This window comes from Halomonas caseinilytica (assembly GCF_001662285.1).
GTDB lineage: Bacteria > Pseudomonadota > Gammaproteobacteria > Pseudomonadales > Halomonadaceae > Halomonas > Halomonas caseinilytica.
In genome coordinates, this window is the sequence record NZ_BDEO01000011.1 from 41,013 (window position 1) to 62,049 (window position 21,037).

General features: G+C 61.7%; 21 protein-coding genes. 12 read left to right on the top strand and 9 right to left on the bottom strand.

What is annotated here, in order from left to right:
• Nucleotides 1–541: 541 nt before the first annotated feature.
• From HSDC_RS17045 to HSDC_RS12340, 3 genes are all read right to left on the bottom strand, one after another.
• Nucleotides 542–1,807: a Hint domain-containing protein gene (locus tag HSDC_RS17045; RefSeq protein ID WP_280521606.1), complete on the bottom strand. Its 1,266-nt coding sequence runs from the start codon at nt 1,805–1,807 to the stop codon at nt 542–544.
• 648 nt (nt 1,808–2,455) lie between these two features.
• The gene (locus HSDC_RS12335) at nt 2,456–3,697 is read right to left on the bottom strand and encodes a Hint domain-containing protein (RefSeq protein WP_064700249.1); all 1,242 of its coding nucleotides are present in this window, start codon (nt 3,695–3,697) and stop codon (nt 2,456–2,458) included.
• Between the two features lie 650 nt (nt 3,698–4,347).
• On the bottom strand, nt 4,348–5,805 hold the full coding sequence (locus tag HSDC_RS12340; protein WP_064700250.1) for a catalase: 1,458 nt from the start codon (nt 5,803–5,805) through the stop codon (nt 4,348–4,350).
• 344 nt (nt 5,806–6,149) lie between these two features.
• Between HSDC_RS12340 and HSDC_RS12345 the strand changes: the two genes are divergently transcribed.
• The 3 genes from HSDC_RS12345 (at nt 6,150) to nadB (ending at nt 9,468) form a co-directional block, all read left to right on the top strand.
• A complete protein-coding gene (locus HSDC_RS12345) occupies nt 6,150–6,476 on the top strand; it encodes a hypothetical protein (RefSeq protein ID WP_064700251.1) in 327 nt (108 codons plus the stop codon).
• A 249-nt stretch (nt 6,477–6,725) separates the two neighbouring features.
• The gene (locus tag HSDC_RS12350) at nt 6,726–7,883 is read left to right on the top strand and encodes an FUSC family protein (protein WP_064700252.1); all 1,158 of its coding nucleotides are present in this window, start codon (nt 6,726–6,728) and stop codon (nt 7,881–7,883) included.
• Nucleotides 7,864–9,468 carry an L-aspartate oxidase gene (gene nadB / locus HSDC_RS12355; RefSeq protein WP_064700253.1) on the top strand — a complete coding sequence of 535 codons (1,605 nt, stop codon included), beginning with the start codon at nt 7,864–7,866 and terminating at the stop codon, nt 9,466–9,468. Before HSDC_RS12350 ends, nadB begins: the two co-directional genes overlap by 20 nt.
• 31 nt (nt 9,469–9,499) lie before the next feature.
• On the opposite strand, the gene HSDC_RS12360 is transcribed toward nadB, so the two are convergent.
• Both HSDC_RS12360 and HSDC_RS12365 read right to left on the bottom strand, forming a co-directional pair.
• Entirely contained in the window at nt 9,500–9,877 is a 378-nt protein-coding gene (locus HSDC_RS12360; RefSeq protein WP_139180696.1) for a protein YgfX, read from the bottom strand.
• Nucleotides 9,858–10,151: an FAD assembly factor SdhE gene (locus HSDC_RS12365; RefSeq protein WP_064700255.1), complete on the bottom strand. Its 294-nt coding sequence runs from the start codon at nt 10,149–10,151 to the stop codon at nt 9,858–9,860. The genes HSDC_RS12360 and HSDC_RS12365 overlap by 20 nt, the downstream gene beginning before the upstream one ends.
• A gap of 188 nt (nt 10,152–10,339) precedes the next feature.
• On the opposite strand from HSDC_RS12365, the gene HSDC_RS12370 reads away from it, so the two are divergent.
• Genes HSDC_RS12370 through lapB form a run of 3 tightly spaced genes read left to right on the top strand, consistent with a single transcriptional unit; the run spans nt 10,340 to nt 12,252 of the window.
• Nucleotides 10,340–10,708 carry an integration host factor subunit beta gene (locus HSDC_RS12370; RefSeq protein ID WP_258027411.1) on the top strand — a complete coding sequence of 123 codons (369 nt, stop codon included), beginning with the start codon at nt 10,340–10,342 and terminating at the stop codon, nt 10,706–10,708.
• A gap of 55 nt (nt 10,709–10,763) precedes the next feature.
• Complete coding sequence (locus tag HSDC_RS12375) at nt 10,764–11,069, top strand: LapA family protein (protein ID WP_064700257.1); 306 nt, start codon at nt 10,764–10,766, stop codon at nt 11,067–11,069.
• A 1-nt stretch (nt 11,070) separates the two neighbouring features.
• Nucleotides 11,071–12,252 (top strand): lipopolysaccharide assembly protein LapB, encoded by a 1,182-nt coding sequence (gene lapB, locus HSDC_RS12380; protein WP_064700258.1) that lies wholly within the window; start codon nt 11,071–11,073, stop codon nt 12,250–12,252.
• A 5-nt stretch (nt 12,253–12,257) separates the two neighbouring features.
• Here the strand turns inward: lapB and pyrF are convergent, their stop codons facing one another.
• Nucleotides 12,258–12,959 (bottom strand): orotidine-5'-phosphate decarboxylase, encoded by a 702-nt coding sequence (pyrF, locus tag HSDC_RS12385; protein WP_064700259.1) that lies wholly within the window; start codon nt 12,957–12,959, stop codon nt 12,258–12,260.
• Nucleotides 12,960–13,173: 214 nt separating this feature from the next.
• On the opposite strand from pyrF, the gene HSDC_RS12390 reads away from it, so the two are divergent.
• The gene (locus HSDC_RS12390) at nt 13,174–13,524 is read left to right on the top strand and encodes a ComEA family DNA-binding protein (protein WP_082920034.1); all 351 of its coding nucleotides are present in this window, start codon (nt 13,174–13,176) and stop codon (nt 13,522–13,524) included.
• A gap of 114 nt (nt 13,525–13,638) precedes the next feature.
• On the opposite strand, the gene HSDC_RS12395 is transcribed toward HSDC_RS12390, so the two are convergent.
• The gene (locus tag HSDC_RS12395; protein WP_064700260.1) at nt 13,639–14,400 is read right to left on the bottom strand and encodes an SDR family oxidoreductase; all 762 of its coding nucleotides are present in this window, start codon (nt 14,398–14,400) and stop codon (nt 13,639–13,641) included.
• Nucleotides 14,401–14,551: 151 nt separating this feature from the next.
• On the opposite strand from HSDC_RS12395, the gene HSDC_RS12400 reads away from it, so the two are divergent.
• From HSDC_RS12400 to HSDC_RS12420, 5 genes are all read left to right on the top strand, one after another.
• The gene (locus HSDC_RS12400; protein ID WP_064700261.1) at nt 14,552–15,067 is read left to right on the top strand and encodes an FxsA family protein; all 516 of its coding nucleotides are present in this window, start codon (nt 14,552–14,554) and stop codon (nt 15,065–15,067) included.
• A gap of 203 nt (nt 15,068–15,270) precedes the next feature.
• Nucleotides 15,271–15,564 carry a co-chaperone GroES gene (locus HSDC_RS12405; protein WP_013332630.1) on the top strand — a complete coding sequence of 98 codons (294 nt, stop codon included), beginning with the start codon at nt 15,271–15,273 and terminating at the stop codon, nt 15,562–15,564.
• A 61-nt stretch (nt 15,565–15,625) separates the two neighbouring features.
• A complete protein-coding gene (gene groL / locus HSDC_RS12410; protein ID WP_064700262.1) occupies nt 15,626–17,272 on the top strand; it encodes a chaperonin GroEL in 1,647 nt (548 codons plus the stop codon).
• A 173-nt stretch (nt 17,273–17,445) separates the two neighbouring features.
• Entirely contained in the window at nt 17,446–18,180 is a 735-nt protein-coding gene (locus tag HSDC_RS12415) for an RNA methyltransferase (RefSeq protein WP_064700263.1), read from the top strand.
• Between the two features lie 275 nt (nt 18,181–18,455).
• Entirely contained in the window at nt 18,456–18,935 is a 480-nt protein-coding gene (locus tag HSDC_RS12420; RefSeq protein WP_064700264.1) for a phosphate-starvation-inducible PsiE family protein, read from the top strand.
• Nucleotides 18,936–19,018: 83 nt separating this feature from the next.
• Here HSDC_RS12420 and lhpI read toward each other — a convergent pair whose 3' ends face one another.
• The gene (lhpI, locus tag HSDC_RS12425) at nt 19,019–19,966 is read right to left on the bottom strand and encodes a bifunctional Delta(1)-pyrroline-2-carboxylate/Delta(1)-piperideine-2-carboxylate reductase (RefSeq protein ID WP_064700265.1); all 948 of its coding nucleotides are present in this window, start codon (nt 19,964–19,966) and stop codon (nt 19,019–19,021) included.
• 16 nt (nt 19,967–19,982) lie between these two features.
• On the bottom strand, nt 19,983–21,035 hold the full coding sequence (locus tag HSDC_RS12430) for a histone deacetylase family protein (protein WP_064700266.1): 1,053 nt from the start codon (nt 21,033–21,035) through the stop codon (nt 19,983–19,985).
• Nucleotides 21,036–21,037 lie beyond the last annotated feature (2 nt).

Below are 21,037 nucleotides of genomic sequence, written 5' to 3' on the forward strand. Positions count from 1 at the left end.
AGAAGACACAGGTCACAACAATCCGACAAAACTCACTACGAGACTTTAAAAACTTCAACAGGAAAGAGCTTTGTATCCCTACGCAGAAATGTACTGGACATACATTCCATTTGGGTCAGTTGCTACTGCATCATGCAGCATGTGCCTTGTCACTCCTGCCAGGCCTGCGAGATGCCTTTACTGGAGAAAATGTGGCTTTCGATAATGAAATGGTTCCGTGACTTCAGCCGTAAAGCCACCTTATTCATGGGTCAAACCTGATTCCCTTCCTCGAAGGATCAATATCACGAGATCCCAATTTCCACCCGGCACCATGGCCGGTGAAATCCTCTCGGCCGATGAAAACGACAACACCTTGGTTTCTGTCGATGAAATGGCAACTCGGCATATGGAAGACCAGATCTGCCGGCATCATGGTCTGATCAGGCAAATAAAAAAACACCGGCTGGGCACGGTCTGCGTGTCCAACCGGTGTCTTGAAGCGCCTGCTATCTACCTTGCGGGCTTTACCTGGCCTTGCTTTTTCTCCTGCCAGATGAGATCAAGCCGTCCGGGAAAGCGGCATCACGTCATGAATGCCCAGACGCTCGCGCAGGGCCAGCGGCAACAGGCGAGATGACGAGATACGGTGGCGTGGCATCTCGACGACGCGGGTCTCGATGCCGTAGAGCGCCACGTATTCGGCATAGTTGTCGAAAGCCTGACGATCGACATAGTCGATGTAGGTCTCCGACGGAGAGCCGTTGGCAAGAATCACGTTGTGCTCTTCGGTTTCCACATGGAACACCCGGAATTGCTCAGCCAGCTCGGCCAGGGGAACAAAGCGGATGCTGTCGCCATTCACCAGCGCCGAGGCATTGATGACCAGACCATCCAGCACCATGCCGTGGCTGGCGGTAACGGTCAGATCGCTGTGCGGCAGGCCTCCGCCCAGGGCACCCGCCTCGATCCGCACTGGCTGCATGCGCCAGGCCAGGCGTGACTTGACCAGCGTCTGGTGGCCGATCCAGCGGACAGGCACTGTCTTGCCCTCGGCCGTCAGGATGGGATCGCCGATTCGGAGCTGTTCCACGGGCACCTCGCCCACTGGCGTGTCGATCAGCGTGCCCTCGGCAAAGCAGATGACCTCTTCCTTGCTCTCGGCGGAGGAATAATCGACATAGAAGGTCTTGTTGCCATCCGTGACCGTCATTCTGCCGTCTGTGCCACCTTCATTGTTGTCGGTGATGGTGTAGCCTTCACCCTGCACGATGATGGTGTCACTGCCCGCTCCGCCGGCGGCGTGGATAGTGCTGCCGTCCGGTATGTCATCGGCGATGATCGTGATGGTGTCGTCGCCTCCATTGCCATACAGGTAATCGATCTTGCCGTCACCAGTATCGCCAGAGGCAATCAAATGGTCGTTGCCCGCGCCACCGTGCACGGCATCCGTGCCATTGCCGCCGATCAGGGTGTCGTTGCCATCCCCTCCCGTCATGGTGTCATTGCCATCTCCACCCTCCAGGGTGTCGTGGCCGGGACCACCATGCATGGTATCCGCGCCAGCACCGCCTATCAGGGTGTCGTTGCCGATGCCACCATGCAGGGTATCACCGCCGTTTCCCCCCTCCAGGATGTCATCGCCACCTTGCCCCCACAGAGTATCGCCACCATCGCCACCTCTCAGGGTGTCATTGCCGTCTCTACCCTCCAGGGTGTCATGACCACCAAGGCCATTGATAGTGTCATCTCCAGCAGTACCGACGATGTAATCACTTTCGGAGGTTGCCTTGTCTACTGGCTCATCTGCTGATTTATCTACTGCCATTTCCAGTCCCCTTGGGTTAATTTCTGATCAATCTCAACAGCCTCAACGAAAGAAGATTATTTTTCATATAGTTATGGCATGACACTGCCAGCCTAATGACTGGAGTGAGTCCCCATCGTTTCGGCAAAAGGCTAGAAAAAAACAGCTCGGCTCTCCTTATAATCACTTTACGGAAAGCTCTACTTACCAGAGTTATTCTATGGTTTTAGATAAGACAAACAACGCATTTAACATTACTTGTTTTTTCACAAATAATTCACTATTAATTTATCTCAAAAATCCGCCGCTTAATTATAAATGTGACCACATTATAAAAATGTATCACCAATAAAAGTAAACAAGAAAAATATATAAAAACCAATTAAAACATAGCCTTATAATTATTTGTTGAAACCAACTTAACAAAATAATTCACATACCCCAAAACTCGATAAACCTTTCCTTAACGGCGATTTCTTCTATCACTGGAGGACATCCTGTCTTTACGTTTTACCGTCACATCACCGCTGCAGCTTCACGCTTAGAATGTAACGCCAGACAGAAAAAACACCGGCCGGGCACGCTGCACGTGTCCAACCGGTGTCTTGAAGCGCCTGCTATCTATCTTGCTGGCTTTACCTGGCTTACTTTCTCTCCTGCCAGATGAGATCAGGCCGTCCGGGAAAGCGGCATCACGTCATGAATGCCCAGACGCTCGCGCAGGGCCAGCGGCAACAGGCGAGATGACGAGATACGGTGGCGAGGCATCTCGACGACGCGGGTCTCGATGCCGTAGAGCGCCACGTATTCGGCATAGTTGTCGAAGGCCTGACGATCGACATAGTCGATGTAGGTCTCCGACGGAGAGCCGTTGGCAAGAATCACGTTGTGCTCCTCGGTTTCCACATGGAACACCCGGAATTGCTCAGCCAGCTCGACCAGGGGAACAAAGCGGATGCTGTCGCCATTCACCAGCGCCGAGGCATTGATGACCAGACCATCCAGCACCATGCCGTGGCTGGCGGTAACGGTCAGATCGCTGTGCGGCAGGCCTCCGCCCAGGGCACCCGCCTCGATCCGCACTGGCTGCATGCGCCAGGCCAGGTGTGACTTGACCAGCGTCTGGTGGCCGATCCAGCGGACAGGCACTGTCTTGCCCTCGGCCGTCAGGATGGGATCGCCGATTCGGAGCTGTTCTACGGGCACCTCGCCCGCTGGCGTGTCGATCAGCGTGCCCTCGGCAAAGCAGATGACCTCTTCCTTGCTCTCGGCGGAGGAATAGTCGACATAGAAGGTCTTGTTGCCATCCGTGACCGTCATCGTGCCGTCTGTGCCACCTTCATTGTTGTCGGTGATGGTGTAGCCTTCACCCTGCACGATGATGGTGTCACTGCCCGCTCCCCCGGAGGCGTGGATAGTGCTGCCGTCCGGTATGTCATCGGCGATGATCGTGATGGTGTCGTTGTCCTCTTCGCCATACAGGTAATCGATCTTGTCGACACCGGTATCGCCAGAGGCAATCAGCTGATCGTTGCCCGCGCCACCATGCACGGCATCCGTGCCATTGCCGCCCTTCAGGGTGTCGCTGCCATCTCCACCCCGCATGGTATCATTGCCATCTCCTCCCTCCAGGATGTCATCGCCGGCATCACCATGCATGGTATCCGCGCCGGGGCCACCTGTCAGGGTGTCGTTGCCGATGCCACCGTGCAGGGTATCACCGCCGTTCCCCCCCTCTAGGATGTCATCGCCACCTTCCCCCCACAGGGTATCGCCACCATCGCCACCTCTCAGGGTGTCATTGCCGTCTCTCCCCTCCAGGGTATCATCGCCACCGAGTCCCTCGATGATGTCGTCCTCGGGAGTACCGATGATGTGGTCGCTGTCGGGGGTACCGTTTATTACAGCCATTTCTTTATCCCTTCAGTGGATGTCAGTGATCTAGAAGAAGCCTTTTATTTTCAGCAACTTACAATAATAAAGCACTCTCGGAAGCATTACCGAGGAGGTTCTAAACTGTCAGCGAAGAGGGGGAATAAGAATGAAGCGGCCGCCCACTAACCTCTTCTATTGGACGGCCAGATGTTATGGAAGGCATTTTATAAACTTCGGACAGGCCGTCAACAAAGTTTACAATAATTAATAATTAACGAGGCAGTAAAACGAAACTATAAACTATGACATCTAGGGGAAGTCACCAAGAAATTTAACAAAAGTTCATCATTTTTCAGCAACAACGGATTTTTAAGATTGTCAAAAACGAAGGCTTTCATGTCTTAATTAACACTGAATTAGCTAATACTTATAAAGATTCAGAGTAACTTGAATGCCTCGGCAACAAAACTCCCGTCAACCAACCGGCAGGACCTTTCTCCAGTCCTCAAATTCCACCTGTCTGCTTCCTGCGGTCAGTAGTGCTTTCAAGTTCCTGAGGTATACCAGTTGAATGCCGTGTCATCAGCGTGACGCTGCTGTCGTCCTCGTCCAATAGCACCTCCACGGAAGGTATCTGATGGTACGGAAAGCCCGCCACCGTATCGGTGACGGGCCGATCCGATGGGTCAATTCGCGTTCTTGAAGGCATCGGCGATACGGTCACCGACTTCCTGATCGATGTTTCGCCAGTACTCGAAGGCACGCTCCAGCACAGGTTGACTCACGCCACCCGACAGGTGCCCCACCACATTGGAAACCAGCCGATCGCGCTGGGCATCGTCCATCACATGGCGAACGAGTGCATGTGCCTGCCCCCAATCGTCATCATCCTGGCGCAATGTATAGGCCTCACGCACGAGCTCACCGCTGGTGCCCCAGGTAGCGGATTCCGGGAACGCCTCGCTGTCGGCTTGTGGCCCGCCCTTGGAATTGGGGGCATAGACCGGATCGGAGACGTTCTGAACCCGCATTGCGCCATCCTTGCTGTAACTATGTACCGGCACCTTGGGCGCATTGACCGGAATCTGCTTGTAATTCACTCCCAGGCGGGCTCGATGGGCATCGGCATAGGCGAACACTCGCGCCAGCAACATCTTGTCGGGGCTGAACCCGGTCCCCGGCACCATGTTGCTCGGCTCGAAGGCGGCCTGCTCGATCTCGGTGTGATAATCGGTGGGATTGCGATCCAGCGTCAGCCGGCCAACTTCGATCAATGGATAGTCCTCATGCGGCCAGACTTTGGTCAGATCGAACGGATTGAACCGATACGTTTCGGCATCCTCGAACGGCATGATCTGCATGTAGAGCGTCCAACTGGGATAGTCGCCACGCTCGATCGCGTTGTACAGATCACGCTGATGGTAATCGCCATCTTCTCCGGCAAGTCGGTCAGCTTCTTCCTGGGTGAGACATTCAATGCCTTGATCAGTCTTGAAGTGGTACTTGACCCAGAAGCGTTCCCCCGCATCATTGACCCACATATAGGTATGACTGGAATAGCCATTCATGTGGCGCCAGCTCTTGGGGATGCCTCGATCGCCCATCAACCAGGCCACCTGGTGAGCGGATTCCGGAGACAAGGTCCAGAAGTCCCACTGCATGTCATGATCGCGCAAGTTGGTATCTGCCCGACGCTTCTGTGAGCGTATGAAATGCTGGAACTTCATGGGATCACGCAGGAAGAATACCGGCGTGTTGTTCCCTACGATGTCGAAGTTGCCTTCCGAGGTATAGAACTTCAGTGCGAAACCTCGCGGATCGCGCCAGGTGTCCGGGCTGCCCCGCTCACCAGCCACGGTGGAAAAGCGAATCAAGGTTTCCGTTCTAGTGTTCGGCTGGAATACGGCCGCCTTGGTATATTGGCTGACGTCGCAGGTGACCTCGAAGTGGCCGAAAGCGCCGCCCCCCTTGGCGTGCGGTTGACGCTCGGGGATCCGCTCACGGTTGAAGTTCGCCATCTGCTCGATGAGATAGTGATCATGGAGCACTATCGGACCATCTCGCCCCACGGTCAGCGAGTGCTCATCACTGGCGATGGGGTTCCCGGCATCATTCGTGGTGGGCTTGCGATTATCGTTCGTCACGGTCGTTCCTCCTGATTGCTGCGGTTGCGACATCGGCTCTACGTCTCGACGCTTCGCATATCGGCCAGATACGCATGAGCGAGACGATATCGCTCTCGGCGACCCATCCCATGGGTCCATTAGCAGGCTATGGGCCTGAATAACAGGTTATAGAAATAAACGGAAGTGTTGTCCAACCCGCTCATCGCGGGATGAGCGGGCCGGCAATGGCGATGCTGCGCGGACCAATCCGGCCCGACACCCAGGATTCGCCATCGAGATTGCAGGGTTATTGCTTTCCCCCGATGCCCTTGCAGGCTACTCTGCGATAAGCCATACGGCTCGACGTGGTCCGATTACAGGAAATGCAGGGAACCGACATGAAGCCATGGATGATTGGCACATTTTGTCTGGTGCTGGGGGCAGGCATGCATGCCAATGGACAAGGCATGGATCATGCGGGCCAGTGCGAGAGAGCGTCCGACGTCGCCGCACACATCATGCAGAACCGTCAAAAGGGAGGCGCCAAGGACAACCTGCTGGAACGCCTCGACCAGACGCCCGCCACTCGCCTCCTGATAGAAAAGGCATTCGAGCAGCCTCGCTATCACACAAGCGTGATGCAGGATCGAGCCCGACAGGAATTCGCTCTTTCCCATTATCGGGACTGCCTCCAGAATGCGGGGTCATGAGGCCAAAGGCTTGCCTCGATGAGGAGGATTGTCCGTCGGCATCCATGCTAGACTGACGCGCGACTCACCGACGTTATATCGTGATCCAGTGATTTTCGAGAAAGTTGCACAAGAGAGTTGCATGACAAGCGCAACCCCGCTCATCGGCCCTGAGCATCGTCACGCAACCATGCCAAAGGCCGTGCGCACGGCTTTTCACCTTGCTCGGCGCATCCCTCCCGTCTGGAAGTGCGACAGGGTGGCCGCCCCATGATCCTGGCGCGGCTGCGCGACCCCTACTTCACGCATCGTCACCACCGCATGTTCCACGTCATGCGCGTTGGTCTGGCACTTTGCATCACCTATGGCGTCATCCAGTTCTTCACCATCCCGCACAGCGGTTGGGCACTGGTCAGCACGGCGATGGTGATGGGCAACCTCCCCCATATTGGAGGCGTGCTCGACAAGGGGCGGCAGCGCCTGCTCGGCACCGTCCTGGGCGCCCTGTGGGGACTGCTGCTGATCCTGCTGCCCACCGCCCTGACCTGGCTGATCCCGATCGGCAGCCTGCTCGGTATTGTCATCGTCACCTGGATCACCTTCGGTAAACGCTACGGTTACGGCGGGTTGATGTTCACCATCACCCTGCTGCTGGTGGTCGGGGGTGGCTCCCACGACCTCGCCGTCGCCCTGTGGCGCAGTTTCGACGTCCTGCTGGGCACCCTGATCGGCATTGTCGTGACCATTCTGGTACTGCCTCACAAGGCGACCGACAATCTGCGCTTCATGTTGGCCGACAACCTGGACCGCATGGCACGACTGTTTCATGCCCATACGTCAGCCACATCGGCACCGGATCTCGATACACGCGAGCTGCTCAAGCACTGCAGCGGGCTATTGACCAAGCAACGCGGCCTGGTCGATGCCATTCATCGTGAACGTCGCCTGCGACGCGGCGAACTCGACGATCTCATTTCCCTGCAACGCCGCATGCTGTCCACCATCGAACTGCTGCTGGAAACCCACTGGAACACTCGAGCCGGCCATGAACGCATCGAGGCCATGCATGGACTGCGCGATCAGCAGCATACCCTGGCGCGCAACCTCGGCACCCTGGCCTTCCAGGTCCGCACCGGCCAGCCGATCGATGTCGACATTGCTCCCTTCGACCTGCAGCGTCACGCCGCCCTTGCTGGCGATGCCTACGGAGAGGACGGTCGCAAGCTGTTCAGTCCCAGCGGCTATCTGTGGCTCAATCGCGAATTGGCCCGCTTGAGCGGCGAATTGATCACACGGCTCGGTGGCCTGGAACGTCTTCCCAGCCGCCGTCTACGCAAGCGCGCCCGGCGCCATGGCCTGGAGGCTCCGCATCGGGACAAGGCCCCTACGCCCCATCAAGGAGAGTCGGATGACCGAGAGCCATCATGATGTGCTGATCATCGGCGGTGGCGCCGCCGGCCTGGCGCTGGCACTGGAGATCGCCGATCGACGCGCCGTGACCCTCTTGCAACCCAGCCCGGACGCACGAGGCGCCAGCCGCTGGGCTCAGGGCGGCATCGCCGCGGTCCTGTCGCCCTGCGACGATGTCGAGGCCCATGTTGCCGACACGCTGGTGGCCGGAGACGGGCTGTGCGACGAAGCCGCCGTACGCTTCACCGTGGATCAGGGGCCGGCCGCCATCGAATGGCTACTGTCGCTGGGCGTCCCCTTCACTCCCGACCCAGACCCGAAGGCCGGCTATCCCTATCACCTTACCCGGGAAGGCGGCCACGGCGCGCGACGCATCATTCACGCCGACGACGCCACCGGTCGAGCGGTGATCGAGACTCTGGAACGCCATGTCGGCGCACACGCCAACATCACGGTGCGCCACGACCTGAGCGCCATCGAGCTGATGGCCGATACCGCCGGCCATTGCCGGGGCGCCCGCTGTCTCGACGCCACCGGCCAGTTGCATGCCCTGCTGGCCCGGGACACCGTGCTGGCGACCGGCGGCGCCAGCGGCCTCTATCGGCATACCACCAGCCCTCACCCTGCCAGCGGCGAAGGCATGATGATGGCCGCCGAGCTCGGCGCAGAGTTGATGAACCTCGAATTCCAGCAGTTTCACCCCACCTGCCTCTACGATCCGGAGGGGACACCCTTCCTGATCAGCGAAGCGGTACGCGGCGAAGGCGGTTACCTGCTCGGCGCCGACGGCGAACGCTTCATGCCCACCATCGATCCCAGGGCCGAGCTTGCCCCGCGCGATATCGTGGCTCGAGCCATCGACACGGAAATGCAACGCAGCGGCCTGGCGCATGTCTGGCTGGATATCCGCCACCTCGGCGAGGAGGCGATTCGTCACCACTTCCCCACCATTCACGCCCACTGTGCCGCACGTGGCCTCGATCTCGCCCGCGAACCGATCCCGGTAGTGCCGGCCGCTCACTATAGCTGTGGCGGTGTCGGCACCGATCTCGCAGGTGCCACCACGGTTCCCCATCTCTACGCCATCGGCGAGGTCGCCTGTACGGGCCTTCATGGCGCCAACCGCATGGCCAGCAACTCCTTGCTGGAGTGCCTGGCCTTCGCCCGCGGCTGCGCCCGTCGCCTTGCCGAGGGATCGACCGCCAGCACGGCGCCGCTGGTCGAGCGCTCCTGGGGAACGCAGCGCCCCTCCCGCGAGCAGATCGGCGAACTGCGTGATGCCATGCGTGGCGTGATGAGTACCAGGGTCGCCATCGTGCGCAGCGACGCCGGCCTGGACGAAGCCGCCCACGCGCTGGCCGAGATCCACGAACGCCTCGCTCCCCATCTGGCCGAAGCGGCCCCGGATGCCGAGGCCGCCAGCCTCTGGCATGCCCTTCGCCTCGCACGGCTGACCGTGTCCAGCGCAAGGGCTCGTCGAGAATCACGCGGCTTGCATCACAACCCTGACTGCCCGCTGCACGCCGATACGCCTCCGTCACCCTCGCGCATTCACCTGAGCGCATTGCACGTGCCTGCGGAAACACCTATCGGCAACGGATAGTACAACGCAACGACGGGCAATCGAGCGGCGATCAACCAAGCGACAGCAAGGCTCGGCGCAACGCCCTTAAGCGGGCCGGGGGCGCACTGTCCGGCCACAGCCAGAGGCGCCCCTGCTCACCACGCAGTCCGATCAGCCACGGGCCGAGATAGTCACAGCGAAGCTCGATATCACGCCAGTCATCCTGACGGCGGTCACGCCAGCTCCAGGTTGGCGGCGTGCCATCCCGTGGCGAGAGACGAAGCTCGCCACGGGGAGTGGCTCGCACGATACAGGCCAGCATGCCGGCAACGGCCAGTCCTCCTGTCACAGCCAGCCAGGCTGGCGCCCACCAGCCCAAGGCCCCGACCACACCAGCCCCCAGGGCAGCATGCAGCCCCAACGAGAGTCTAGAGGCCGTGATAGGCACTGTTATCGGTGGACTCGGCATGCTCGACGATCATCTTCACGATGCGACGACGCTCGGGCTCCTCGGGCCAGTCGCGGCGCATCAGCCAGAAGAACAAGTCCTGGTCCTCCTCGCCGATCAGGGCGCGGTAGGCCGCTTGGTCCCGCTCATCGAGCTCGTCATAACGTTGTTCCAGAAAGGGAACCAGCAGCAGATCGAGTTCCCACATACCACGCCGGGAGTGCCAGTAGAGACGCTTGCGCTGAGCGCTTGCGGCGGACGCATCATCGTTCAAGGTCGGCCTCGTTGCATCGAGTGAGTGTTGCATCAGTATACCCGAGGCTCAGCGACACGAGCAGTAGCGGAATGCCCCTCGCCAGGACGCTGCCAGGGTGCCATCCGGAACACACCCGCAGGGCGTCCCTCCCGCCTGGCCAAGGCCGATGCTTGTGGCTAAGGTTGTAGTGCGTTGTTTTATCGAGAATTGCACAGTATGCTGAAGCAAACAATCCACTCGGCACAAGCCGACCCCGCCGGGCATCACGGAGAGAGCCGATGACCAAGTCCGAATTGATCGAACAGATTGCCATGCGACAACCGGAGCTATCGGTCAAGGATGTGGAAACCGCCGTTCGCATGATACTCGACGATATCACCGATACCCTGGCCGATGGCGGCCGAGTGGAGATCCGTGGTTTCGGCAGCTTCTCGCTGCATTATCGGGAGCCTCGCATCGGGCGCAATCCCAAAACCGGCGATCCGGTCGCGCTGAACGGCAAGTTCGTGCCACACTTCAAGCCCGGCAAGGAGCTGCGCGAGCAGGTCGATGCCAGCCGCGCCCTGGGCTACTGAACACCAGCCTCCGCCCGGCTGACCACTCTCAACCATATGACACGGGAACAAGCACATGCGTTGGCTCAAAGGCCTGATCATGGCCATCATCCTGCTGGCGGTGTTGCTGGTCGGCATCCTGTTTGCCGTCAATAACCAGCAGGCCCTGCCCCTCAACCTGATCTGGGTCGAACTCCCCGAGGCCTCGCTATCCGTCTGGCTGCTGGCTTCGCTGGCCATCGGCGTGCTGCTCGGCATGCTGGCCATGAGTGGCGTCTACCTGCGCCTGCGCGCCCTTCTGACTCGCGCACAACGCCATAACCAGCAGCAACGCAAGGAACTCGACCGGCTGCGTATCCAGGAGATGAAGGAACTCCCCTGACATGCCCGACGTTCTGCTGCTAGCCCTGTTGTTGGCAGCGGTCGCCATCGGATGGTGGCTGGGCCGCCGCGAACGCCGAGGCACCAGCGCGACGGGAACGTCGCCCACTCTGGCCCGGGATTACTTCGTGGGGCTCAACTACCTGCTCAACGATCAGCAGGATCGGGCCATCGAGACCTTCATCGGTGCCCTCGAGGTCAACAGCGACACCATCGAGACCCACATCGCCCTGGGCAACCTTTTCCGCAGTCGCGGCGAGGCCGACCGTGCCGTGAAGGTCCACCAGAATCTTCTCGCGCGGCCGACGCTCTCCGGCGACCAGGGCGACCGTGTCCAGCTGGAACTTTCCCGCGACTTCCTCCACCTGGGGCTGCTGGATCGCGCCGAGCGCCTGCTGCAAGGACTCGTCAAGGACGCCCAGAACGATGAGCTACGCCGGTCGGCAAAGCGACTGCTGGTCGACCTGCTGGAGCGCGAGGGAGAATGGCAAGCCGCCCTCGACGTTGCCCTGCCCTCCCTGGTCCGGCAAGACGAGGACATTCGTCGCGCCGCTGCCCACTGGTTGTGCGAGCTGGCCGACCAGGAGCGCCATTCGGCAAGCCCCGTGCTGGCCCGTCGCCATCTCAAGCAGGCCCTGTCCACCGATGGACGTTGCGTGCGCGCCAACCTGCTGCTCGCCGACATGGCCCTGGATACCGGCCAGTACCGCCAGGCCATCCGCCTGCTGAGCCGCATACCGGAGCAGGACAAGGCCTTCGTGCCCACCATGCTGGAACCCTTGAGTCATGCCTACCGGCTGCTGGACGACGAGACCGGCCTGATCCAGCATCTTGAATCACTGCTGGAGAAGACCCCTTACACCAGCGTGATCATCCTGCTGGCCGAAACTCTGCGCCGCCATCATGGCGATGCCAATGCCGCGCTCGAGTTGGTGGCCCGGCAGCTCAACCGCGAACCCAGCCTGGGTGCCGTCGACTACCTGATGCGACTCTACCGCCAGGACACCGCCACCCAGGATGAACGCATCGACCTCTTGCAGCATCACACCGGCACCCTGCTCAAGGCGCTTCCTCGCCATCGCTGTCGCCGCTGCGGTTTCAGCGGCGAGCAACTCCATTGGCAGTGCCCCCGGTGTCGTAGCTGGGGCACCACCAAGCCGATTACCGGCATCGAAGGGGAATAGCGCCGTCAGTCCAAGGCGAGCTCACGCTCGATGGCCAGCAGGGCCGCCATGGGATCGCTGGCCTGGGTGACAGGACGCCCCACCACAAGATGCGTGCTTCCCGCCGCCATGGCAGCACTCGGCGTCATGATGCGGCGCTGATCGTCGGCCGCTGCCGAAGCCGGTCGAATGCCCGGTGTCACCTTGAGAAAGGAGGGGCCACACGACTCGCGCAAGCGCTCAGCCTCCTGGGACGAACAGACCACGCCATCCAACCCGCAATCCTTCGCCAAAGTCGCCAGCCGCGTCACCTGCTGCTCCGTCGAGGACGTAATGCCCACTTCGGCCAGGTCCTGTTCCTCCATGCTGGTCAGCACCGTCACCGCAATCAGGTGGGTCGACAGGGCATGCTGCTCGAGACGCTCGCGCGCGGCCTCCATCATCCGTCGCCCCCCGGCGGCATGCACATTGACCATCCACACGCCCTGCTCGGCGGCGGCCTGCACGGCCCCCGCCACGGTATTGGGAATGTCGTGAAACTTGAGGTCGAGAAACACCTCGAAGCCACGCCCATGCAACGCCTCCAGTACATCGGGGCCACTGCGAGTGAACAGCTCCTTGCCGACCTTGAGCCGGCAACGCGTCGGATCGAGCCGATCAGCCATGCACAGAGCGGCATCCAGCGACGTGTAATCGAGCGCGATGATCAAGGGAGAGGCAGTGGACACGAGCGGGCTCCTGGACAGTGAGATGATCCGGAACAGTATATCAGCCATGGACTTCGCCGCACTTGGCTGATCTCGCGCGCCGCGTGTCCTCGATCACCGCGCCGCCGCTTCCACTTTCGCCTACGCCGATGTCGACCAGCCGGCACTAGCTTGAAGCATGGGCATATCGCCTTTCCGCAACCTTCCTGATCCTGAACGCCACAAGGAGGCCGGCATGCATATCGACATCAAGGGACTGACCACCAGCCTGGGCCTGGCACTGCTGCTGGGCATCGCGCAGCCCACACTGGCCGAGGACAGCAGCGACACGTCGACAACCGACCCCGCATCGACAGCCGAGCCCGCATCAACCTCGGCGGAGCACCTCGGCATCGCGCCCATCGACATCAATACGGCCGATGCCACCCTGCTCACCGAGCTGCCCGGCATCGGCGAGGTCAAGGCCAGCGCCATCGTCGAGGACCGCGATGCCAACGGCCCCTTCGAGAACGCCGACGACCTGACCCGGGTCAAGGGAATCGGCGAGGCGACCGTCGAGGCCTTGAAAGATGAGGTGACATACTGACCCGTGCATCCTGACACCTGCGCATGACGTCGCCGGCCCAGCCGGTGGCGTCGACTCGACGCTCCAGGCGCGTCTGAAGCTCGACGCACGAAGGGCCGTCGCCACGACACCTGCCTACAGCCGCAAGCCCCCGTCGCACTCCAGAATCCTGCCGGTGAAGTAATCGTTCTCGAAGATGAAGGCCACGCTCTCGGCGATGTCTTCCGGTTGCCCCAGCCGCTTCAGGGGCACCCCGGCGGTGATGCGTTCGAGCATGTCCTCACGGATCGAGGCGGTCATCTCCGTCTCGATGAAACCAGGGGCAACGCCTCCGACGCGAATGTCATGGCGCGCCAGCTCGCCGGCCCAGGTCACAGTCAGCGCCGCCACTCCGGCCTTGGCGGCCGAATAGTTGCTCTGCCCTCGGTTGCCTGCTCGGGAGATGCTGGAGATATTGACGATCACACCTGCTCGCCCTGCCTCGATCATTCGAGCCGCCGCTTCACGCCCGCAAAGAAAGACGCCCGTCAGGTTCACGTCGATGACACTTTGCCATTGCGACAGCGACATGGTCGTCTCCACTCGACCATCCCGTACCTTGACCAGCATGCCATCGCGAACGATGCCGGCATTGTTGACCAGCCCGTCGAGAGGGCCAAGCGACGACTCGATCGCGGAGAACGCCTCACGAACCGAGCCTTCCTCGGCCACATCGACCCCGAAGCCCTGGGCCCGGATGCCCGCATGCTCCAGGTTGCCAAGCGCCTCGTCGAGGCGTTCGCCATCCCTGTCGAGCAATGCCAGGATCGCGCCTCGACGCCCCAGCCGCTCGGCCATGGCCAGCCCCAGTCCCTGGGCACCACCGGTAATGGCGATGACCTTGTTATCGAGTTGCATGCGCGCCCTCCCAGGCATGAATAAGTGGATAGTGAACAACGCTAGAGTCTACGTTGCCCATCGCACGACGACATCCTTCCTTGGCAGTACCCCGTCTTGATTTTTCCCCTCCCGCCCCCATGTCATGGGCAACCGTCATACTGGAGTCATCATGCCGTTTCTTGTCATCTTTACCCTTTTCGCCTTGCTCGACTTCATCCTGCTGTTCTCGGTCGGCAGTCAGATCGGGCTGCTGACCACCCTGGTCCTGGTACTGGGTACCGGCTTCATCGGCCTGCACCTCATCCGCCGCGAGGGTGTTGCCACCTTCGCTCGGGCGCAAGAGCGCATGGCACGAGGCGAGGTACCTTCCGGAGAGTTGCTGACCGGCGCGGCCCTGATCTTCGGCGGCGCCCTGCTGATGGCGCCGGGCTTTCTGTCCGACGCCCTGGGCTTCATGTGCTTGATTCCCGACGCCCGTCGCTTGATGGGCAAACTGCTCGGCTGGCTCGGCCTGCGCATGGGCCACCTGCATGTCCAGGGAGCAAGCTGGCGAACGGAAGCCGATGCCGACTGGCAACAGGCCGACGCCCGCCAGCGCGAGGCAGACGGCACAAGTCGCCACGACAACACCGAAGGCCCCTTGGAAGGGGATTTCATCGGTCGCGACGAACATCGTCGAGGCTGAAGAATTTTTTTGTCGCCGGGGACTTGAAAGCCGTTCAGCAAGCCCCACCTATCCGTCAGCAACGAGCTTCGACCCCGGCGAGCCGGGGTCATTCACACGGAAGGCGAAGGCCGCCTTCACCCGCGGGCCGATCCGCGGGTTGATGATGTCAACCGCCGTGGCAGCGACGCCCGGCACAGCAAACCATCAGGAGAACGTGAGCAATGAACATCCGTCCCTTGCACGATCGCGTCGTCATCCGTCGCGTTGAAGAAGAGCAAAAGACCGCAGGCGGCATCGTGCTCCCGGGCAGCGCCCAGGAAAAGCCGACACGGGGCGAAGTGCTCGCCGTCGGTAACGGCCGGATTCTGGAAAGCGGCGATGTCCGTCCGCTCGACGTCAAGGTCGGCGACACCGTGATCTTCAAGGAAGGCTTCGGCGTCGAGAAGCAGAAAGTCGACGGCGAAGAAGTCCTGATCATGAGTGAATCCGACATCCTGGCCGTCGTCGAGGGCTGAGCCGCGACGCCGTACACCGCTCGAATTCTGACGTTCACGAACTCACAGGAAGCATACGAAAATGGCAGCGAAACAAGTCAAGTTCTCCAGTGATGCACGCACTCGCATGGCGAAGGGCGTCGACACCCTGGCCAACGCCGTCAAGGCGACCCTGGGTCCGAAAGGCCGCAACGTGGTGCTGGAAAAGTCCTTCGGCGCGCCGACCGTGACCAAGGACGGCGTTTCCGTCGCCAAGGAGATCGAACTCAAGGACAAGTTCGAGAACATGGGCGCCCAGATGGTCAAGGAAGTCGCTTCCAAGACCTCCGACGTCGCCGGTGACGGCACCACCACCGCCACCGTGCTGGCTCAGTCCATCGTCACCGAGGGCCTGAAAGGCGTCATCGCCGGCATGAACCCGATGGACCTGAAGCGCGGCATCGACCAGGCCGTCGAGGCCGCCGTCAAGGAAATCGGCGAGCTGTCCGTGCCGTGCACCGACTCCAGCGCCATCGCTCAGGTCGGCACCATCTCCGCCAACGGCGACAAGCGCATCGGCCAGATCATCGCCGACGCCATGGAGAAGGTAGGCAAGGAAGGCGTCATCACCGTCGATGAAGGTCGTGGCTTCGACGACGAGCTGGATGTCGTGGAAGGCATGCAGTTCGACCGCGGCTACCTCTCGCCGTACTTCGTGACCAACCAGGACACCATGGCCGTGGAACTGGAAGACCCGTTCATCCTGCTGGTGGACAAGAAGGTCTCCAACATCCGCGAACTGCTGCCGACCCTGGAAGCCGTGGCCAAGGCAGGCAAGCCGCTGGTCATCATCGCCGAGGACATCGAGGGCGAAGCCCTGGCAACCCTGGTGGTGAACAACATGCGCGGCATCGTCAAGGTCGCCGCTGCCAAGGCACCCGGCTTCGGTGATCGTCGCAAGGCCATGCTGCAGGACATCGCCATCCTCACCGGCGGCACCGTGATCTCCGAGGAAGTGGGCCTGGATCTCGAGCAGACCACCCTGGACCACCTGGGCACCGCCAAGCGCGTGACCATGTCCAAGGAGAACACCACCATCATCGATGGCGCCGGCCAGGACAGCGACATCGAGGCTCGCGTCAGCCAGATCCGCGCCCAGATCGAGGAGACCTCCTCCGACTACGATCGTGAGAAGCTCCAGGAGCGCGTCGCCAAGCTGGCCGGCGGCGTGGCCGTGATCCGCGTCGGTGCCGCCACCGAAGTGGAGATGAAAGAGAAGAAGGCACGCGTCGAGGACGCCCTTCACTCCACTCGCGCCGCCGTCGAGGAAGGCGTGGTGCCCGGCGGTGGTACCGCCCTGATCCGTGTGCTGACCAAGATCGCCGACCTCAAGGGCGAGAACGAGGATCAGACCCACGGCATCGCCATCGCCGTGCGTGCCATGGAAGCCCCGCTGCGCCAGATCGTCACCAACGCCGGCCAGGAAGCGTCCGTGATCCTGAACCGCGTCAAGGACGGTGAAGGCAACTTCGGCTACAACGCTCAGACCGGCGAGTTCGGCGACCTGTTCGAAATGGGCGTGCTGGACCCGGCCAAGGTCACTCGCAGCGCCGTGCAGTCTGCTGGCTCCATCGCCGGCCTGATGATCACCACCGAGTGCATGATCGCCGACGATCCGGACGAGAAAGACTCCGGTGGCGGCGACATGGGTGGCATGGGCGGCATGGGAGGCATGGGCGGCATGATGTAAGCCGTCCCCCTTCCCAGGCCCAGCCTGAGACAGACCCTCGCCGGGAAACCGGCGGGGGTTTCTTTTATGCGAGCAGAGAAGAAGTCAGAAGGACCATGTAGAATTCCTGCCCATACGGAGCATCCGGCCCGTCGCTCGCTTCTCTTTCCCCTTACCTCTTGCCTCCTTTGTCTATGCTGTCGAACATCCGTATCGTTCTCGTTCAGACCTATCATCCCGGTAACATCGGCGCCTCGGCGCGGGCCATGAAGACCATGGGCCTCACCGACCTGGTGCTGGTCAACCCGCGCTGCTATCCCGACCCCGAGGCCTCCCGGCTTGCTGCCGGAGCCGAGGATGTCGTCGACAACGCCACCGTCGTCTCGTCGCTGGCCGAGGCAGTGACCGACTGCGTGCAGGTGGTCGGCGCCAGTGCCCGACTGCGCAGTTATCCCCTGCCCCACTACGACGAGCCGTCGGAGATGGCCACAAGCCTGGTCGACAATGCCAGCGAAGCGCCCGTTGCCCTGGTCTTCGGACGCGAACGCTTCGGCCTGACCAACGACGAGATCCGCGACTGCAGCCACCAGGTCAGCATCCCTGCCAACCCGGACTATGGCGTGCTCAACCTGTCCCAGGCCGTGCAGGTGCTGGCCTACGAGACCTTCGGTGCCTGGCGGCGTCGTCCCGACAGCGATTATCAGGCGCCCCGGCATGCCTCAGCGCCCTTGCCGACCCGCCAGCAGATCGATCACTTCCATGAGCACCTCTCGCGGGTCATGCATGCCAGTGGTTTCATCACCCAGCCCCATGCCCGCACCGAGGAACAGTTGCGTGCCCTGTTCGACCGCGCCCAACCGACCCGACGTGACATTTCGTTGCTGCGCGGCCTGTTGAGTTCGCTGGAAGACGGCATTCGCGACGCGTGACCCATCGTCAACGAAACGTCATTTACGCGACACACCACTGTCATCTCGATGCGTGATAGTGCACATGTCCGAGGATGGGACGGGGGCAAGGGACACTGCCATTATCGTTGCCAGGGACGCCAAGGGGCAGGACGCCCCTCAAGGAAATCGGCATCAGGACGATGCCCAGGGAGGACTGGAATCGCTCGCCACGGTGGGGGTCACCGTGGCGTTTTTCTTGGCTGATTAACAAGCATAATGGCAAAGTGCGATGCAGATCGGCCAGGAGAGATGCCATGAGCACGGACCCCGAAGCTCGCCAGGAGCCACACCATAGACTCGTCCACGACGAACTCCCCGAGGAACACGTCGATCCGTTGATCGGCATCCTGCATCGCGTCATCCGCATCGGCGTCAAGATACTGGCAGTGCTGATGGTGCTGGTGATCCTGTGGGGCATCTTCGACGTCATCTACGTCCTTTACCAACAGCTCGCCTCTCCGCCCTACCTGCTGCTGGAGGTCGGCGATATTTTCCGGCTGTTCGGCGCCTTCATGGTGGTGCTGATCGCCATCGAGATCTTTATCAACATTCGTCTCTATCTCGGCACCAGCGTCCTGCCGATCCAATTGGTCATCGCCACGGCGTTGATGGCCATCGCCCGGAAGGTGATCGTGCTGGACATCGAAACCGTCTCGGCCGAGTACGTCTTTGCCATCGCCACCGTGGTCCTGGCGCTGGGCGTCACCCACTGGCTCGTCACCCGCAAGTACTGAGCCTCCGGCGAGCCTCGCAGCCCGACACCCTGCGCCGAACTCGCCGTGCGGCCCCGAGCTCGGCGATCTGCCAAGCGGGCGCTTCAAGCGCCGCCTGCTCTCCGGCGGCCTTCCCAGACCTCGATGGCCGCCGCCAGGTCCTCCAGCGACGCCCCCACCGACTTGAAGACCGTGATCGCCTCGGGACCACTGCGCCCGGGCTCGCTCCCCGAGAGCAACTCGGCGAGCTCGGCACGGATGTCTTCGAACGCGAAGGCGCCCTCGTCGATGGCCTGATGGATATCTCCAGCTTCGCCCCGTGCGCCAGCATAGGTATCCACGAAGACTTCGCCGCGCCGCAGGCACTCGCCATCACTCTCGCGCATGTCTGGCTTGAAGGCACCGATCAGGTCAAGATGCGTTCCCGGCGCCAGCCACGCGCCACGCACCAGCGGCTCGGTGGAAAGCGTCACGCAACTGACCAGATCGGCCTCGCCACACGCCCCTTGCAGGTCGCTTACCACCGCGGTATCGAAGCGCTCGGCGTATTCGTCGGCCAGCCGGCGAGCCTTGTCCGGGTGGCGCCCCCAGATACGGACGCGACGAATCGGCCGCACCGAGGCATGTGCCTCGATAACCATCGGCGCCAGCTTGCCGGTGCCCACCACCAGCAGCGTCTCGGCGTCCTCGCGGGCCAGTTCACGGGCGGCCAATGCCGAAGCGGCGGCGGTGCGACGGCGAGTCAGCTCGCTGCCGTCGATACAGGCCAGCGGTTGCCCATGGTCGCCCTCGCTGAGCAGGTAGACGCCGGCGATCGCCGGCAGGCCATGCGTGGCGTTCTGGGGAAAGACATTGACCATCTTCACCCCGATATAACCGTCCTGCTCCCAGGCCGGCATCAGCAACAGGGTCGCCTCGCCGTCGTGACGCTGCACGCCATGGTGGTGACGGGGCGGCGAGACCACGCCCTGGCGAAACGTATGAGCCAATCGGTCCACCAGCGCCGGCCAGGCCAGGCCGGCGGCAACTTCCTCGGCGTCGATGATGCGCATGTCACTCCTCCCGTGATCATTGGCAAGTTCCTTCTCGGACACCGGCGAAGCCGGCCATGAAAGCCGCCAGGTTATGGCCCAGCTCATCGGTGGGGTAGCCGCCCTCCTGTACCAGCACCGTGGGCAGGTCGAGTTCGGCGAGCTGGCGGCCCATTGCCGTGAAGTCTCCGGTCTCCAGGGCCAGCCCCGCCAGGGGATCGGCCTTGTGGGCATCCAGGCCGAGCGCTACCACCATGGCCTGGGGCTCGTAATCGGCCAGCCGGGCGAGCAGCGATTCCAGGCCATCGAGAAAGACCCGGCCACCGCTTCCCAGAGGCAACGGCAGATTGACGTTGGCACCCTCGCCTTCTCCCTCGCCGGTCTCCTCGACCCCACCCCAGAAGAAGGGATAGAAGTCCGCCGGATCGGCATGCAGCGAGCCCGTCCAGACATCGCGACGGGCATAGAAGATGTCCTGGGTGCCATTGCCGTGGTGCAGGTCCACATCGACGATGGCCACCCGCGCGAAACTCTCACGCAGCACCGTGGCGGCCAGGGCGGCGTTATTGAGAAAGCAGAAGCCCCCGGCACGCTCCGGGCCGGCGTGATGTCCCGGTGGCCGGCACAGGGCATAGGCATGATGCTCGCTGCCGTTGACCGCCTCGGCCGCAGCCTGGGCGGAGGCCGCGCTGGCCAGGATGCCGGCAAAGCTGTCGGCGGTGATCGGGCAGGCCATGTCATGCAGATGCCAACCGGCCTGGCCGACCGGATGCCGCGGATAATGATGGCCGCCACCACAGGGGTGCACATTGGGCGCGACGATCTCGGCGGCATTCGGCAATGCCTGCCAGCGCTCGTGAATGGTCGCCAGAAAATCGAGATAGCGCGGCGCATGAATCCGCGCCAGGCGCGTTCTCAGGCGCTCGCTGTCGACGATGCCAGGCGCGGTCAGCGACATCCCGACCTCGGCCAGGCCCTGCGCCAGCAACTCGGCGCGCACCGGTCCTTCCGGCGAAGGGGCCGGCCGTCCTCGCAACAGGAAGTGCTCCGGTGCATGACGTTCCTGATCGGGGTGATAGAAAAGCCTCATGC

Bases quoted from the DNA above. Each gene is read 5' to 3' on its own strand.
- lapB (WP_064700258.1), top strand. From the start codon at position 11,071: ATGCCCGACGTTCTGCTGCTAGCCCTGTTGTTGGCAGCGGTCGCCATC.
- HSDC_RS12415 (WP_064700263.1), top strand. From the start codon at position 17,446: ATGCTGTCGAACATCCGTATCGTTCTCGTTCAGACCTATCATCCCGGT.
- lhpI (WP_064700265.1), bottom strand. From the start codon at position 19,966: ATGCGCATCATCGACGCCGAGGAAGTTGCCGCCGGCCTGGCCTGGCCG.
- HSDC_RS12390 (WP_082920034.1), top strand. From the start codon at position 13,174: ATGCATATCGACATCAAGGGACTGACCACCAGCCTGGGCCTGGCACTG.
- HSDC_RS12405 (WP_013332630.1), top strand. From the start codon at position 15,271: ATGAACATCCGTCCCTTGCACGATCGCGTCGTCATCCGTCGCGTTGAA.
- HSDC_RS12395 (WP_064700260.1), bottom strand. From the start codon at position 14,400: ATGCAACTCGATAACAAGGTCATCGCCATTACCGGTGGTGCCCAGGGA.
- HSDC_RS12400 (WP_064700261.1), top strand. From the start codon at position 14,552: ATGCCGTTTCTTGTCATCTTTACCCTTTTCGCCTTGCTCGACTTCATC.
- HSDC_RS12345 (WP_064700251.1), top strand. From the start codon at position 6,150: ATGCAGGGAACCGACATGAAGCCATGGATGATTGGCACATTTTGTCTG.
- HSDC_RS12335 (WP_064700249.1), bottom strand. From the start codon at position 3,697: ATGGCTGTAATAAACGGTACCCCCGACAGCGACCACATCATCGGTACT.
- HSDC_RS17045 (WP_280521606.1), bottom strand. From the start codon at position 1,807: ATGGCAGTAGATAAATCAGCAGATGAGCCAGTAGACAAGGCAACCTCC.
- HSDC_RS12350 (WP_064700252.1), top strand. From the start codon at position 6,726: ATGATCCTGGCGCGGCTGCGCGACCCCTACTTCACGCATCGTCACCAC.
- HSDC_RS12430 (WP_064700266.1), bottom strand. From the start codon at position 21,035: ATGAGGCTTTTCTATCACCCCGATCAGGAACGTCATGCACCGGAGCAC.
- nadB (WP_064700253.1), top strand. From the start codon at position 7,864: ATGACCGAGAGCCATCATGATGTGCTGATCATCGGCGGTGGCGCCGCC.
- HSDC_RS12420 (WP_064700264.1), top strand. From the start codon at position 18,456: ATGAGCACGGACCCCGAAGCTCGCCAGGAGCCACACCATAGACTCGTC.
- HSDC_RS12375 (WP_064700257.1), top strand. From the start codon at position 10,764: ATGCGTTGGCTCAAAGGCCTGATCATGGCCATCATCCTGCTGGCGGTG.
- groL (WP_064700262.1), top strand. From the start codon at position 15,626: ATGGCAGCGAAACAAGTCAAGTTCTCCAGTGATGCACGCACTCGCATG.